The sequence below is a fragment of the Clostridium pasteurianum DSM 525 = ATCC 6013 genome (genome assembly GCF_000807255.1).
Lineage (GTDB): Bacteria > Bacillota > Clostridia > Clostridiales > Clostridiaceae > Clostridium_I > Clostridium_I pasteurianum.
In genome coordinates, this window is sequence record NZ_CP009268.1 from 133,672 (window position 1) to 149,577 (window position 15,906).

14 protein-coding genes and 1 pseudogene are annotated in these 15,906 nt (G+C 28.7%); 10 read left to right on the forward strand and 5 right to left on the reverse strand.

Features of this window, described 5'->3' with window-relative positions; translation table 11 throughout:
• The first annotated feature begins 67 nt into the window (after positions 1–67).
• A complete protein-coding gene (locus CLPA_RS00640) occupies positions 68–1,207 on the forward strand; it encodes a C40 family peptidase (protein WP_003440337.1) in 1,140 nt (379 codons plus the stop codon).
• A gap of 106 nt (positions 1,208–1,313) precedes the next feature.
• Here the strand turns inward: CLPA_RS00640 and CLPA_RS00645 are convergent, their stop codons facing one another.
• Positions 1,314–1,559 (reverse strand): AbrB/MazE/SpoVT family DNA-binding domain-containing protein, encoded by a 246-nt coding sequence (locus CLPA_RS00645; protein ID WP_003440339.1) that lies wholly within the window; start codon positions 1,557–1,559, stop codon positions 1,314–1,316.
• Between the two features lie 532 nt (positions 1,560–2,091).
• Here CLPA_RS00645 and CLPA_RS00650 point away from each other — a divergent pair.
• From CLPA_RS00650 to thiI, 3 genes are all read left to right on the forward strand, one after another.
• Positions 2,092–3,273, forward strand: coding sequence for an HD domain-containing protein (locus tag CLPA_RS00650; RefSeq protein ID WP_236900364.1), 1,182 nt, complete (start codon positions 2,092–2,094; stop codon positions 3,271–3,273).
• Between the two features lie 500 nt (positions 3,274–3,773).
• Positions 3,774–4,913, forward strand: a complete 1,140-nt coding sequence (locus CLPA_RS00655; RefSeq protein WP_003440343.1) for a cysteine desulfurase family protein — start codon at positions 3,774–3,776, stop codon at positions 4,911–4,913.
• Positions 4,910–6,061, forward strand: coding sequence for a tRNA uracil 4-sulfurtransferase ThiI (gene thiI, locus CLPA_RS00660; RefSeq protein ID WP_003440345.1), 1,152 nt, complete (start codon positions 4,910–4,912; stop codon positions 6,059–6,061). Before CLPA_RS00655 ends, thiI begins: the two co-directional genes overlap by 4 nt.
• Positions 6,062–6,198: 137 nt before the next feature.
• On the opposite strand, the gene CLPA_RS00665 is transcribed toward thiI, so the two are convergent.
• Both CLPA_RS00665 and CLPA_RS00670 read right to left on the reverse strand, forming a co-directional pair.
• Positions 6,199–6,867, reverse strand: coding sequence for a hypothetical protein (locus CLPA_RS00665; protein WP_003440347.1), 669 nt, complete (start codon positions 6,865–6,867; stop codon positions 6,199–6,201).
• Positions 6,868–6,880: 13 nt separating this feature from the next.
• Positions 6,881–7,552 carry a PspA/IM30 family protein gene (locus CLPA_RS00670; RefSeq protein WP_003440348.1) on the reverse strand — a complete coding sequence of 224 codons (672 nt, stop codon included), beginning with the start codon at positions 7,550–7,552 and terminating at the stop codon, positions 6,881–6,883.
• A 410-nt stretch (positions 7,553–7,962) separates the two neighbouring features.
• On the opposite strand from CLPA_RS00670, the pseudogene CLPA_RS00675 reads away from it, so the two are divergent.
• Positions 7,963–9,259, forward strand: a pseudogene (locus CLPA_RS00675) (IS110 family RNA-guided transposase).
• A 218-nt stretch (positions 9,260–9,477) separates the two neighbouring features.
• On the opposite strand, the gene CLPA_RS21410 reads toward CLPA_RS00675, so the two are convergent.
• A complete protein-coding gene (locus CLPA_RS21410; protein ID WP_003440354.1) occupies positions 9,478–9,795 on the reverse strand; it encodes a hypothetical protein in 318 nt (105 codons plus the stop codon).
• 739 nt (positions 9,796–10,534) lie between these two features.
• Between CLPA_RS21410 and CLPA_RS00685 the strand changes: the two genes are divergently transcribed.
• From CLPA_RS00685 to thiE, 4 genes are all read left to right on the forward strand, one after another.
• On the forward strand, positions 10,535–11,131 hold the full coding sequence (locus tag CLPA_RS00685; protein ID WP_003440356.1) for a DUF1836 domain-containing protein: 597 nt from the start codon (positions 10,535–10,537) through the stop codon (positions 11,129–11,131).
• Between the two features lie 353 nt (positions 11,132–11,484).
• The gene (gene thiD, locus CLPA_RS00690; RefSeq protein WP_003440358.1) at positions 11,485–12,285 is read left to right on the forward strand and encodes a bifunctional hydroxymethylpyrimidine kinase/phosphomethylpyrimidine kinase; all 801 of its coding nucleotides are present in this window, start codon (positions 11,485–11,487) and stop codon (positions 12,283–12,285) included.
• Positions 12,286–12,544: 259 nt separating this feature from the next.
• Positions 12,545–13,348 (forward strand): hydroxyethylthiazole kinase, encoded by an 804-nt coding sequence (gene thiM / locus CLPA_RS00695; RefSeq protein ID WP_003440360.1) that lies wholly within the window; start codon positions 12,545–12,547, stop codon positions 13,346–13,348.
• 27 nt (positions 13,349–13,375) lie between these two features.
• Positions 13,376–13,993 (forward strand): thiamine phosphate synthase, encoded by a 618-nt coding sequence (thiE, locus tag CLPA_RS00700; RefSeq protein WP_003440362.1) that lies wholly within the window; start codon positions 13,376–13,378, stop codon positions 13,991–13,993.
• A gap of 6 nt (positions 13,994–13,999) precedes the next feature.
• On the opposite strand, the gene CLPA_RS00705 is transcribed toward thiE, so the two are convergent.
• Positions 14,000–14,608 carry a GNAT family N-acetyltransferase gene (locus tag CLPA_RS00705; RefSeq protein WP_003440363.1) on the reverse strand — a complete coding sequence of 203 codons (609 nt, stop codon included), beginning with the start codon at positions 14,606–14,608 and terminating at the stop codon, positions 14,000–14,002.
• Positions 14,609–14,826: 218 nt separating this feature from the next.
• On the opposite strand from CLPA_RS00705, the gene argF reads away from it, so the two are divergent.
• Entirely contained in the window at positions 14,827–15,822 is a 996-nt protein-coding gene (gene argF, locus CLPA_RS00710) for an ornithine carbamoyltransferase (protein WP_003440365.1), read from the forward strand.
• The last annotated feature ends 84 nt before the right edge of the window (positions 15,823–15,906 follow it).

Sequence of the window (15,906 nt, forward strand, 5' to 3'; positions counted from 1 at the left end):
AAAATTAATCATTATAACACATAGTTTTATGAAAATATATATGTACAACTAAAAAGGGGGAATTTAGGTGCATAAAAAATTGCTATGTGCTGTTATGGCTTTGGGTATTACTTTTTCAATTGGTGGAAATGTTTTAGCAGAACCATCTTTGGATGATCAGCTTAATGCGGCACAAGCTCAATATAATGAAGGACAGAGTAGACTAACTTCAGCACAGAAAAAGGCTAGGGATTTACAAAATAAGATACAAGATATTGATAATGAGATTCAACTAGGAATCAATAAAGTTGAAACTTTAAATGGCAAAATAAATGATACAGAGGCTAATATAAAAATATCACAGGAAAGAATAAAGAAATCGGAATATAATATAAAGACAGAGCAGCGCAAATATAATCAAACTATTAGAACTATGTATATTAATGGGAACAATAGTTATCTAGATACATTACTGCAGTCCAAAGGAATCAGTGACTTTATTTCCAAAATTGATAATGTAAAAGTAGTTGCAGAATATAATGATAGGATTATTACAGATTTGAATTCTAGAAAAAATGAAGTGGAAATAAAAAAGAATGTATTAAATATAGAAAAGAAAAAGCTTGTTGGACTTAAAGAAGAACAGAATCAAAAGCTTACTGCTTTAAACAGACAGAAAGAAGAACAAACTCCTCTTATTGAACGAGCTAATTCAGAGGTTAGTGAAGCACAGCAGTTCAGTGCATCTGCAAACTCTCAAATTTCAGCTATAAATCAAAGAGTTCAAGCTGCAAGGGCAGCAGTACAATCAAATGGAAGTGCAGCTGTTGTTTCAATTAATAGAGGCGGTAGTATACCGAAGGTAACTGGAGGTTATTCTAGTGATGCTATAGTAACCTATGCTGCAAGCTTTCAGGGGGTACCATATGTTTGGGGAGGTACAAGCCCTAATCCTGGGTTTGACTGTTCAGGATTTGTACAGTATGTATATGCTCATTTTGGTATATCAATACCTAGAGTAACTCAAGATCAATTTAGATTTGGAACTTCTGTCGGTGCATCAGATCTTCAACCAGGAGACTTGGTGTTTTTTGGAAGCGGGCCGAGTCATGTAGGTATGTACATAGGAGGAGGATTAATGATACATGCACCAAGAACTGGCGATGTAGTAAAAATTGTACCTCTTTCAAGTCATGGCAATTATGTAGGAGCTAGAAGAGTAAGGTAGAATTATAAAGAATTTAAATAATTAGTAAATTTTAATAACTTAAAAATGGTAATATCAAAATTTAAATTGTTTTTGATATTACCATTTTTCGTGCTATTAATAAAATTTATTTTCCTTGCTTTAATTCCTCTAGACATGATTTGCAAATATTCTTGCCTTTATAATTAGTAACATCTCTAGCATCACCACAGAATATACAAGCTGGTTCATACTTTTTTAATATTATTTGTTCGCCATCTACGTAAATTTCTAAAGCATCCTTTTCAGCTATATTTAAAGTTCTTCTTAATTCTATGGGAATAACTATTCTACCTAACTCGTCCACTCTTCTTACAACACCTATTGATTTCATTTTGTATATCCTCCTTAAATCACATTATTCGACAAAAGCATATTTAGATAATAACAAATATTACAATAAAAGTCAATAAATTTATTTTATTTTTATCTTTTATTACAAATTTCTTGTTAAATTCCATCTATAGTAAATATACTACCATATTATAGAAATGTCAATGTATTTTTTCTAAATTATTACAATAATAGATATACCAGTTTAATAAATTAAATATTAACTATAAATAGACAAAATATTAATACATTTACTTAAAGGTAAATATAAATAATGAACTGTAATGTAAATGTTTAAGAATTATTTTGCTATTGTAAAAAGCTATCAAGTAATAATTGTTAGTAAGACTAAAATTCATGTATGTTATAATATAAATAATATATTTAATTCAATATACAGTATATTGAATTGAATTTAAATACTATATATAGATATTAAAACATAAATAAGTTATTTATGCAATTTATTTTAAATAAAGAATAAATTATAAAGAAATGGAGAAATATTAGAAATGATCAATTTAATAAGAAAAATGGAAGAAATTTTTAAGAGTTTAAATGGAGAGGCCTATTTGGTAAATGGTTATGTAATAGAAAAGCTTATAAAGCCCAGTGCTAATATAAAAAAAATAGACATTATGTATAAAGGTAATATAGATGATCTTTTTAAATTATCTAAAGAAAATTTAAATTATAATATTAGATTATATAATAATGAAAAAATGTTAATAATAGAAGATAATAGGAATACATTGAAAATAATTGAGTTAATTAATAAAGATATAGAAGAATATCTTAAAGATGCAGATTATACTATGAATGCAATATCAGTAAAGCTTATAGATAATAAAATTATTGATCCCTATCAAGGAAGAAATCATATAAAAAGAAGAATTATACAAGAAGTTAATGATAAAAGTATTGAAAATCATCCATTGGCCATATTAAAGGGAATTAATTATTATATTAAATACGGAATGCATTTTAGTATTGATACTGAATTACATATAAGACAACAGAGGAAAAGGTTAAGAGATAATTATAAAAGTAAATTATTAAAGGAACTTATGAATATCATAAATGCAGATAAAACTGGTGTAGCATTTAATGTATTGGATCAATATTCTATTTTAGAAAATTTGTTACCTTATATTAATGAACTTAAGAGCATTGGAAAGTGTAAATATCATATAGAAGATGTTTTTACCCATATGAATACTTCTTATGAAGTGTTAAAAGATATTCAGTATGGAAAAATAAAGTTAAAAGGATTAGATATAGATATATTTAATAGGAATATAGATGGATATAATTTGATAGATTTTTTAGCTCTAACTGTTTTTTTACATGATATTGGAAAATATAAAACTTATAAAAAAGATAATATTAAAGTAAGTTTTATTAATCATGATGTAGTTGGTAAGGATATAATGAAAGATGTTTGTAAAGAGTTGTATATTCCTAAAGCTGCAGAAGATATAATTTGCAATGTAATAGAGGCGCATATGTATCCTTTAAAATTATTTAACATAAAAGATGATATACAAGAATTTAATAAAGAGTTAAATCTATTTATTAATAGATATGGAGAATATTATATATATATAACTATAGCCTCTTATTGTGATATTATAGCTACTACTACCTATTATGATCCAGATAATAAAGCAGAAGAATATAAAAGTTTTATTGAGAAACTTTTAAAAATCAAATAATTCTTGCATAAATATAGCGTAGTTTTTCACATACTTTAAATAAGTTATACACATACCAAATGTGGATAATGTGGATAAAAAAAATGTAGTTTTATAAACTTAGTAAATATCAACGTTGTATATAATTATATACTTATGCACAGTTTTTGTGGATTAAGTGCTTAAAATTGTGGACAAGTGTGAATGATGTGTATAACTTATGCTGATGAAGGAGAGCATAAAATAAATTTCATTTGTCAAAATGTTAACTCTTGTCGAAATTAAGTAAAGTATAATTAAAATCAACTGTGGATTATTTTATATATATAATATTTTTTCATATAATATGAAAAAATATTGAATTAGTACAGGATTACTTATATTATAGTAGTTATGTAATTAATTTATTTTGTAGAAATGCGTAATAAATTAGCTGAAATAAATGTATATGTAAGAGATTGATTTTTAGATTTTATATATAGAAAAAATAAGAGTTTTATATATTTAAGAAGGTGATTTTTTTGGAAGTATATATGGATAATAGTGCTACTACTAAACCCTATAGGGAAGTTATAGAAGAAATGGTGAATATTATGGAAAATTATTATGGTAATCCATCTTCAGCCTATAGCTTGGGTGTTAGAGCAGAAAAAAAATGTAATGAAGCAAGAAATATAATTGCAAAGTCAATAAATGCAATTAAAGAGGAAATAATATTTACTTCGGGAGGCAGTGAAAGTAATAATTTCCTTATAAAAGGTTTTGTAAGAAGTGGTGGACATATAATTACAACTAAAATTGAACATCCTAGTGTTTTAAATACGTGTATGCAGCTAGAAAAGGAAGGCGTAAGTGTTACTTATTTAGACGTAGATGCGCGGGGTAAAGTTGATATGCAAATGTTAAAAGATAGTATAAATAAAGATACCCAAGTTGTTAGTATTATGCATGTAAATAATGAAATTGGAGTAATGCAGGATTTAGAGCATATAGGAAAAATAATTAAAGAAAAAAGCAGTAGAATAAAATTTCATGTAGATGCAGTTCAAAGCTATGGAAAAATTAATGTAGATGTTCGTAAATATAGTATAGACTTATTATCAGCCAGTGGGCATAAAATACATGGACCACGAGGTATTGGTTTTGCTTATATCAGAAAAGGTCTTGTTCCAAAGCCATTGATTGAAGGCGGAGGGCAGGAAAGGAATTATAGATCAGGTACGGAAAATCTTGCAGCTATTTCCGCTATGTCAAAAGCTTCAGAAAAGATACATAATAACATTAACAATAATTATGAGCATGTAAAAAATATTAAAAAATACTTTATAGATAAATTAAAAGATATAGATGATATTATAATAAGCAGTGAAATGGCCGAGGATTACCTTCCACATATACTAAATGTATCTTTTAAAGGCGTTAAAGCAGAAGTTCTATTACACTATCTTGAGGAATATGGAATCTACGTTTCCAATGGATCTGCATGTTCGGCTAAAAGACATAATAGTAGTCATGTACTTAAGGCTATAGGCTTAAAGAATGATGAAATTCAAGGGGCTATAAGATTTAGTTTCAATGAGAATAATTCATTTGAAGAAGTGGATTATGCTGTAGAGAAGATTTACAAAGGTTTACAAATGTTAAGGAGATTAAAAATATGAGAAAACTTATACTGGTGAAATATGCTTCAGAAATATTTTTGAAGGGTTTGAATAAAAATAAATTTGAGAAAAAACTTAAAGATAATATAAGATATGTATTAAAAGGGCTGGAATATGAATTTATAACTGATCAAGGTAGATGGTTTATCTATTCAGAGGAAATAGAAGAACTGATAAACAGACTTAAGAGACTTTTTGGAATAGCAGAGCTTTGTGTAGTTACTGAGATAGAGACTAAAGTAGATAAAATATATGAAGAAGCTCTTAGAGAATTAAAGGAAAATGGAGCTAATACTTTTAAAGTAGAAACTAAGAGAGCAGACAAAAGTTTTCCTATGAATTCTATGGAGGTCAGTCAGAAAGTTGGGGCTTACATACTAAAGAATACAGAAGGATTATCGGTAGATGTAAAGAATCCTGAATGCAGAGTGACTGTGGAAATAAGAAAAAATACTTATATATATTCTAAAAAGATAAAAGGGGCAGGTGGAATGCCTTATGGTACTAATGGTAAAACCCTTCTTATGCTTTCCGGTGGTATAGATTCCCCTGTAGCTGGATATATGATGGCAAGAAGAGGAGTTGAACTTAGCTGTGTTTATTACCATAGTCATCCTTATACTAGTGAAAGAGCAAAGGAGAAGGTTAAAGAGCTTGCAAAAATTTTGCAAACTTATACAGGCAATATGACTCTTTATATAGTTCCATTTACAGATATTCAAATGAGTATAATTGAAAAATGCAGAAAAGATGAACTTACAATTATTATGAGAAGATTCATGATGAGAGTTGCCTGTGAGATTGCTGAAAAAAATGGTATTCACTCGGTATCAACTGGTGAAAGCATTGGTCAAGTAGCAAGTCAGACAATGGAGGGACTTGTAGTTAGTAATGATGCAGCAGACAGACCTGTTTTCAGACCTCTTATAGCTACAGATAAAGGAGATATTATGGATATTGCTAGGAATATAGGTACTTATGAAACTTCTATACTACCTTATGAAGATTGTTGCACTATATTTGTACCAAAGCATCCAAAGACTAAGCCTATATTAAGGGAAATCATCAAAGAAGAATCAATACTTGATATAGATGTTTTAGTTAAAGAAGCTATAGAAAATATGGAAGTATGTAAGGATTTACCATAAAAGCTATGAAAATCAATTTAAACTCAGTGAGAAATTGTATTCTAACTGAGTTTAAATTGATTTTACAGTATTTTTAATTATTCTATTTTTTACTTCCAGAGTAAGTTGGTAATACTATTTATTACTATATATTTTGTTTAGTCTCGTTCTACATTTTCATAGGCAGAGGCAGCAAAATTAAAATCTTCCTCATCGGTTATTTCACCATAGTCATCTTCAGGAAGTTTAGGATAATAGTAGAGAATAAAACGTTCTTTATTCTGCATATTTTCTATTAATATATATCTTTTGTCTTCTAAAGAATCTTGAACTATAGCTAATACGGTATACCTGTCATCTTTACCTGTATTATTATTTGTAAGATTAAGCATGGAATTTTGTGAATTATCAAAGAAAGCAACATTAGTTCTTTCATGATCACAGTAAGCAACATGTCTTCCCGCTTTACATCCATCACAACTGTCAAATTTACAAACAGCTGTACATTTTAAGCATTTACATTGATGGCATTTTTTAAGTTGATCAAGTTCTTGATAATGATCTGACTTAAATGTTTTTAGTAAGTTAACGTATTTATCTCCATCAATGAGACCTTTAAAAAAACCTCTATTTTTAGTTTCTTGATTTGTAGAATCCAAGAGATCCATGTATTTATCCAGTACAGGCTGTCTTGAATAATATTTTCTATTCTTAAGGATATTTTCATCTAGAAAATCTTTTATTTCGCTTATGGCAAAAGCTATGTCAGAATAGATTTTGCCATAATGCCTTTTTTCTTCTGAAATAAATTCTTCTGTTTTATTCATAATAGTTTTCCTCTTATTTTGAATTTGTAGAATCTACAGAAGATTTATATTTTGCAAGCTCATCATCAAGATTTATCTCATTTAATTTTTCAAATTCTTTATCTAAAGAATTATCAGATTGTAAGTCACCAAGGCCTTCGGCAAGAGCCTCTTTTCTTTCAATTTTTCTTTCTATATCATCAAGATTGATTTTATTTGAGCCAGTTTCTACATTTGCAAGTACTTCATTAACTTTTTTAGCTGCCTCTGCATTATTAAACCTTGCAGCAGCTTCATCTCTATAGTTTCTAGTCTTTTGTATTTCTTCTTCTAAATCTCTTAATTTTGTTTTTATAGCATTAGCCTTTTTAGATGCATCAGTATAACTTGCTTCTAAACTTTGAATTCTTTTATCAGCATCAAGTTTTCTTTCAAGAGCTTTTTTAGCTAAATCATCATTGCCTGCTTTTATTGCAAGTTTTACTTTAGAATCAAAATCTTTTGATTCTAGTTTTGCTTTTTCAATTTTTTTCTCAATTTCATGAACATTACCAAGGATTTGAGCAGAAGAAAGTTTTGCATCGTTTAAGCTTTTTTCCATGTCCCTTAATTTTTGATCCAGTAATTCGATTGGATTTTCAATGTCATCCAATGCATTATTCACCTTTGATTTAAAAATATTTGATATTCTCTTTATTACTCCCATTAATAAAATTCCTCCTTGTATAATGTAGTCATAACATTCAATAGAAAACTATCTTGAATTCTAACGAACATTACAACTCATTTCTTTTAATTTATTCGAAGATTTTCTACCCGATAGGGTGTACTAATCTCATCTAACTTAGTTTTCTATTTTTCCCAAGTGGGAATCCATACTAGTAAATATTGATGTATAATATCTCCTGAATAGAAGATAGATGTATTCCTCCTGGGAAGTAACTCTAACGAGTCATTGATACCCGAAAATTAGCGTATCATTCCATCAGTGAGAGTTCTATGTTTAGCTGGTTGGGTTTCCCTTTGGGAATTACCCGTGTCACAAACAAGGTTATAGAATTACTGATAGAAATGGAATATCTATTCTATCTCACAAAGCAAAGGAGATATTATTTTATGAGTAAATTTTTTTATAGACCAATAGTTGGAATCGATGTATCAGCAGACTTTTCAGTAGTTGCTATACTAGCACCTGACGGTGAAGTTTATAGAAAGCCTTTTAAAATTAAGCACAATAGAAATGGTTTTGATTACCTAGTAGATCAAATAAAAAAAGCGGAAGAAGAGTTTAACATGAAAACGGCAATTTTCATGGAATCTACTGGTGTATACCATCTTACTCTTTTCCACTTTCTTAGGGATACATTTGAAACATGTATCTTAAATCCACTCATTACTAATTGTAACAAGAATGGAGACATAAGAAAAGTGAAAAATGATAAAAAAGATGCATTAACCATTGCTAAAATAGGCAAATTTCAAAATGTTAAATATACTTCTGCATTTGATATTGAAATTTATACCTTAAAAGCTCTCTGTAGAGATTACTATAAGTTTACTGATAGTAAATCTACTTTTAAGAAAAAGCTTTCTACCGACTTAAAAATTATTTTTCCTAGCTATAGCTCTGTTTTTTCAAACATTACTTGCAAAACATCAATAGCAATTTTAAAAGAATATTCAAGTCCTAAAGCTATCTTAAATGCTGATAAAAATGAGTTAATAGATCTTATTCGCAGTCATTCAAGAAAAGGACTAACATATAGTGAAAAAAATCTATAAAAAGCTAATTGATGCTGCTGAAGAAGCTATTTACATTGGTCTTAAATCGCCTAGCCTGTTTGTAAAAATCATGAACACAATTTCTGTAATAGAAACTTTAGAAAATCAGCTTAACAATTTATTAAATGAAATTCATTCATTGATGAAAAGCAATAGGATTTCAGAGCAATTTAAGAAAAATGTTCAATTGATTTACTCAATACCAGGTATTGGTGAATTAACTGCCATCACAATAATGAGTGAAATAGGCAATATTAAAGGTTTTGTAAAAGCTAAACATTTAGTTGCTTACTTTGGTATTGACCCATCTGTCAATCAATCTGGTAAGTTTAACAGTAATAAAAATACTATGTCTAAACGTGGTACCAGAATAGGCAGAAGAGCCTTATATGCTGTGGCATTAGCATCCATACGAACCAGTAGAAGCGGTGAACCTATAAACAAAGTTTTACTTACCTACTATAAAGAAAACCTAAATGGTAAAAGCAAAAAGGTTGCTTTAGTGGCAATAATGCATAAACTTGTTAATTACATATTCTCCGTCCTAAGGAACCAAAAAGAGTATGAAATACGTGATCCTAAAATACATATTAAAATGTATCTTAATAATGGTTCTACTACAGCAGCCTAACGGCTAAAAACTTAAAGACTAATCATCTTACAATTAATTCCATTGTTCGTGCTTTTTCAATGGATTATTTGCTATGCAAATTTTTACTCATAAATTATTTTTTTAATTTTTATTGACTTTTACTAGCTGGTCTAAAAATTATTTTCTAAATTTTTTAACTAATTTGTAAATTATTATAATTATTATGATAAATAATATTAGCTTAAAGATAAATGAACCTATTGAAGCATTACCATAACTTCCACCATAATGTGATCCTCCACCAAAAGGTATTGGTATAGGTATTGGTATAAAAGAACGTTTAGTTGAGGTGGAGTTTGAATTATGGCTGTTTTGATTAAACCAGCCATTACTACTGGTATTACCCCCTGAATAATTACTGCTTTTATTAGTAGATGAATTTTTACTAGAGCTACTGGAAGAAGAACTACTAAAATTTCCAGATTTAAAACCCTTGGATGAAGAACTACTGTTGTAGCTTTTTGAAGATGAACTACTTTTAGAACTACTTTTAAAGCTACCAGACTTATATCCACCTTTAGGAGCTCCATATACTATGTTATATTTATTATTATTAAAGTTTAATAATTCAGGAGATATCAAGTTATAAGATATAAATACTAATGTAAAAAATAAACATAAAATTAGAGGCCTTTTCTTTTTTATTGGGAAGCACCCCCTTTACAAATAGAGATTACTTTCATGTAATTATATTATATACTAATTTATGTAGCAAATTAACATGAGTTTATTATAAGGTATTTTATACTATATTACAAATTAAATAATATCATATTTCGAGATAATTAAACCTATTATACTTAATTCTTTCACGTAAAACTCACTATATCTTTAATTATCTAAGTATATCTTGGCAAAGCATTTATTTTATTCATAATATATAACTTGTAATAAGTTTTTGAATAACTTATAATGGATATGATAAATAATACTTAAAGTTTTTTAGAATATAAAATTAGGATATATTATAAAAATTATTAATTATATAGTGAAACTACATCTAAGCTTAAAATTAATAGATACAAATATAGTATTATCAAGGCTTATAAATTTTTTAGTTTGAAACTAGTTTCACTATAGATATGAAACTTGAAATATAAATTTAAATTTTTTAAATAAAGTTATTAAATTATCCATGTTTATCAATATTTAATTACCAAATTGGATATCTATGAGTCATCATTAAGGATTAACATATATGCCTTTCTAGATGTACTATAAATTACAAAGGACTAATTTAAGGAGGTGTTTTAATTGACAAGTAAAAATTTTAATATAGAGGATATAAAAAAAATGGCTAAGGATATATCTGAAAGCAGTGTCATACCCTATGAGGATTTACCTAGATATGATTTGTTTTTATCTCAAGTGACAGATTATCTTAATGATAAATTTAAAGGAGAAAAATATACTAATAATATAGTTCAGAATTATATAAAAAATGAAGTAATATCAAAACCTGAGGATGGAAGAAAAAGAGGATATACTAAAAATCACTTGGCGCAGCTTTTACTGCTAAGTCATATGAGACCTATTTTAACTACAGAAGAAATCAAAAAAGTATTTAGATTAGCCTTTAATGAAATCAATGACAGGGAAGATGATATTATATCCTGGGAAATGGCATATAAAACTTTTTCAAATATACAACAGGAAAATTATGATAGGTTTTTATCTAAAGATTATTTTGATGAAGTAGAGTTTAAAAAGATGTCTGATGAAACTGGTTTAAGTGGAAAAGAAGAGGAAAGAATGATGGTATTCATTGTAGTTATGAATCTGATAGCAGAAGCAAGTGTTATTAAGAACATAGCCAAAAATATTATTGATGAATATTTTGAGGACAAATAAAAATATTACAATTCATATTAATATGATGATAAATGTATATATAACTGTATTGATATTGCAATTTTAAATATAATTATATAAAATTATAGATATACAACTTAAAATATAAATCTATATTTTCAAAATACAGGCTTTAAAATACATTTATAATTTTACACATTGGATGTTTACAAATTAAAAGAAGATTATTTAATGCAGGGGTGCCAAAAGGCTGAGAAGAATGATCTAACCCTTAGAACCTGTTAACGGGTAATGCCGTATAGGAAGCATATATAGTGCATGTATTCAGATGTACTGCTTTCTAGCAGTACATTTTTTTGTATTTTAAATTACTAAGACAGGAGGTTCAAATTTTGAAAAAAGTTTTGACAATAGCAGGTTCAGATAGCTCCGGAGGAGCAGGTATACAAGCGGATATAAAGACAATGAGTTCTCTTGGAGTATATGGAATGAGTATTATAACAGCAATTACAGCTCAAAATACTATGGGAGTTTTTGATGTTTTAGAAGTAAGTAAAGAAATGATAGAAAGTCAAATTAATTGTATTTTTCAGGACATTTCTGTGGATGCTGTAAAAATAGGTATGGTTTCAAATACAGAAATTATAAAAGTTATAAAAGAAAAACTGATTCGATATAACGGGGAAAATATAGTTGTAGATCCTGTGATGGTGTCTAAAAGTGGATATTTTCTATTAAAGCAGGATGCTGTAGAGGAACTAAAAGATTTAATTTCTATTGCAGATATAGTAACGCCTAATATACCTGAAGCAGAAGTATTATCAGGAATAGGAATAAAAAATGAAGAAGATATGAAAAGAGCAGCTGAAATAATTGCAGAAATTGGAGCAAAAAACATATTAATTAAAGGTGGACATAGATGTAATAATGCCAATGATATTTTGTACAATAGAGAAAATTTCTTTGTTTTTGAGGGAGATAGAATAGAGACTAAGAATACTCATGGAACAGGATGTACGTTATCTTCAGCCATAGCTTCCTATATTGCAAAGGGATATAAAGTGGAAAAAGCTATAGAATTGTCAAAACAGTATATAAACAAAGCAATAAAAAACTCTTTTTCCATAGGACAAGGCGTAGGCCCTGTAGGACATTTTATTGATTTATACAAAAAAGCTGGTATGGATTATTGAAGCAAGTTCTTAATTCAGGTGGGGATTCTTTTACCCCATCTGAATTTTAGAACTGCAAATGCATGGTTTACTTGGCGTTGAGCTTCCACTTGAAGAAAAGCAGACAAAACAAAATTTATTTTGTATTTGGCATGAATCGCTGTACACAGTGCAAGTAGAGAACTAAAATCTTTTTTTGATTTTGTGTGAGGGCTGTACAGAGTGCGTGGGAGACTTACGCCAAGTTAGTCAGGTTAAAAAGTATGGGGAGATAATTAAGATGAATAATGATATTTCAAATGTTATAATAAAGTTACGAAAAAAGGTTCCATTGGTACAATGTATTACCAATCATGTTACCATCAATGATTGTGCTAATATTTTACTTGCATTTGGTGCATCACCAGCTATGTGTGAAGCTTATGATGAGAGTTTTGAATTTGCTAAAATTGTAGATGCACTGTATTTAAATTTAGGTACATTGACAAAGGAACAGGAAGCATCAACTATTATGGCTGCAATATCAGCTAAAGTACATAATATACCTGTAGTACTAGATCCTGTTGCATGTCCTGTAATTGAGAGAAAGGTAGAAGTAATAGATAAAATTACTAAGCTTGGACGAATAGATGTTATAAAAGGTAATTCTGGTGAAATAAAATTTTTGGCAGGTCTACAAGCTGAGGTTAAGGGTGTAGATTCTATAGGAAATCAAGATGGATTAATAGAGGCATGTACAATATTAGCGAATAAATATAATTGTGTAGTAGCAGCAACAGGTAAAAAAGATATAGTTTCTGATGGAAAAAGAGTTGTGATAATTGAAAATGGAGTAGAGATGTTAACCAAAGTAACTGGAGCTGGATGTATGCTTGGAGCACTTTGTGGAGGAACCATAGGAGTAGAAGAAGATAAGTTTATAGCAACCTGTACAGCTATAGTTTCTATGGGTATTGCCGGAGAAAAGGCCTATGAAACTGCTAAGCTTCCTGGAAGCTTTCGTGTAAAACTTTTAGATTCCATATATGAAATAGGAGAACAAGAAATATTACAATCTTCTAAGATAAGTTTCTTAGAAAGATAATTTTGTTATATAGAGGAGGAGTTTTAAATGAAAACAGACTATAGTTTGTACTTAGTTACTGATAGAAGATTTTTAAAGGGAAGGAATATTAAGACCGCAGTGGAAAAAGCTATAGCAGGAGGAGTAACTGTAGTACAGGTAAGGGAGAAAGATGTAACTACTAGGGAGTTTTATAAAGTAGCATCAGAAGTAAAAGAGATTACTGATAAATATAATATACCTCTTATAATTAATGATAGAATTGATATTGCACAGGCGGTGGATGCAACAGGGGTACATCTGGGTCAAGATGATATGCCTATTACTTTAGCTAGAAATATACTGGGCAAAGATAAAATAATTGGTATATCTGTAGGAAATGTAAATGAAGCTAAAGAAGCAGAAGAATGTGGTGCTGACTATGTAGGTATAGGAGCAATTTTCTTTACTGGAAGTAAAAAAGATATAGATACACCTATAGGAATTTCAGGTCTTAGTGAAATTGTTAAGAATATAAATATACCATCAGTAGCTATAGGTGGGGTTAATAAAGATAATCTATCTCAGGTTATAAGTACTGGTACAAATGGCGCTGCTGTAATATCAGCAATACTTGGCAATGACAATATAGAGCAGGCTACCAGAGAATTAAAGATAAAGTTATAGAAAGTCTTAATAATGAGGTTTTATTATTTCTTCAGCTTCTTGTAATATTTTTTTAAATTTTGGAGTTATGCTTATCTCATTAATTGTTTTAGGGGGTAAAGGAGATTTATCATAGTCTTTAAGATTTAATTCATAACAGGCTAAGTCTTGCCAATTACCGAATTTAAAAGCTATATTTTTGTAAATTCCTACAAGTTTAAAACCAAAGGATTTATGAAGATACTCGCTTTTTACATTTGGCGAAGTTATTTTAGCATATGCATTATAGTAACCTTGTAGTTTTAGTACTTCAAATAGAGCAAAATATAATGATTTACCAATTTTATATTTATGGTACTTAGGACTTATATAAATTGAAAGTTCAACTGACCAGTTGAAGGCAGCACGTTCACCAAATTGAGATGCATAGGCATAGCCAACAACTTTATCATTAATTTCACATATCAGTAAAGGATATTTCTTTTGAATATTTAACATTCTGACATTGAAGTCATTTAAGGTTGGAACTTCATATTCAAAGGTAATAACGGTATTTTCTACAAAAGGTTTATAAATCTCTAAAATTTTATTAATGTCAGATTTTTTTCCCAATCTGATTTTTCTATTAAGGTTCATATTTATATCCTCCATTATAAAAAGTTAAGTATATAATTATTTATTATAAAGTATGAATTAAATTTTATTATATGTAAAGTATAACATTACTAAATATTAATAATAATGGTATTAAAAAACCTAGTGATGCTATATAAATAGGGTTGAACTTTCTTATAAAATATAGTATAATTATACGTAAATATGAATAATTATAGAACGGGAAAAGGGTGATGTGATTGGTTAATTTACAAAATAGGAATTTTTTAACTTTAAAGGATTTTTCTGCTGTAGAAATAAATTATTTATTGGATTTAGCAGCGGAATTAAAAGAATCAAAGAAAAATGGCACGGAAGTAAAAAAGTTGCAGGGCAAAAATATAGCATTAATATTCGAAAAGGATTCTACAAGAACAAGATGTTCTTTTGAGGTAGGAGCCTATGATCAAGGTGCTAATGTTACTTATTTAGGTCCAACTGGAACGCCTATAGGAAATAAGGAATCCATAAAAGATACTGCTAGAGTTTTAGGTAGGATGTTTGATGGTATTGAATATAGGGGATTTGAACAGGAAAAGGTTGAAATATTAGCAGAGCATGCCAAAGTGCCAGTTTGGAATGGTCTCACGGATGAAGATCATCCAACGCAGGTTTTAGCAGATCTTCTAACTATAAGAGAAAATTTTGATAAACCTTTAAATGAAGTTACTTTAGTATATTGTGGTGATGGAAGAAATAATACTGCAAATGCACTTATGATAGGTGCTTGTAAAATGGGTATGGATTTTAGAATTGCTACTCCAAAATCACTTTTTCCAAAATCTGAACTTATAGAAGAATGTACAAAGACAGCAGATAAATCAGGGGGAAAGATAACTATTACAGATGATATAGACAAAGCTGTTTTAGGGGCAGATGTATTATATAGTGATATCTGGGTGTCTATGGGTGAAGATGAAGAAGTTTGGAAAAATAGATTGGAAATATTATATCCTTATCAAGTAAATAAGGAATTATTAAAAAAGACTAATAATGATAATGTCAAATTCATGCATTGTCTTCCTTCTTTTCATGATTTGAATACTACTGATTCAAAAGCAGTATATGACAAATTCGGAATAGAGCCTTTCGAAGTAACAGATGAAGTGTTTGAAAGTGATGCTTCTTTAGTTTTTGAGGAAGCAGAAAATAGAATGCATACAATAAAAGCCGTAATGGTTGCAACTCTAGCTTAAAGTAATCAATAAGTTAATAATATTATTATAAAGAATAAGCTTTCAAGCAGTATATAGATTTAAAACTACTTGAAAGCTTATTTA

Coding starts and splice junctions, on each gene's coding strand:
- CLPA_RS00650 (WP_236900364.1), top strand. CDS start 2,092: ATGGAAGAAATTTTTAAGAGTTTAAATGGAGAGGCCTATTTGGTAAAT.
- thiE (WP_003440362.1), top strand. CDS start 13,376: ATGAAAACAGACTATAGTTTGTACTTAGTTACTGATAGAAGATTTTTA.
- thiI (WP_003440345.1), top strand. CDS start 4,910: ATGAGAAAACTTATACTGGTGAAATATGCTTCAGAAATATTTTTGAAG.
- thiM (WP_003440360.1), top strand. CDS start 12,545: ATGAATAATGATATTTCAAATGTTATAATAAAGTTACGAAAAAAGGTT.
- CLPA_RS00670 (WP_003440348.1), bottom strand. CDS start 7,552: ATGGGAGTAATAAAGAGAATATCAAATATTTTTAAATCAAAGGTGAAT.
- CLPA_RS00645 (WP_003440339.1), bottom strand. CDS start 1,559: ATGAAATCAATAGGTGTTGTAAGAAGAGTGGACGAGTTAGGTAGAATA.
- CLPA_RS00705 (WP_003440363.1), bottom strand. CDS start 14,608: ATGAACCTTAATAGAAAAATCAGATTGGGAAAAAAATCTGACATTAAT.
- CLPA_RS00665 (WP_003440347.1), bottom strand. CDS start 6,867: ATGAATAAAACAGAAGAATTTATTTCAGAAGAAAAAAGGCATTATGGC.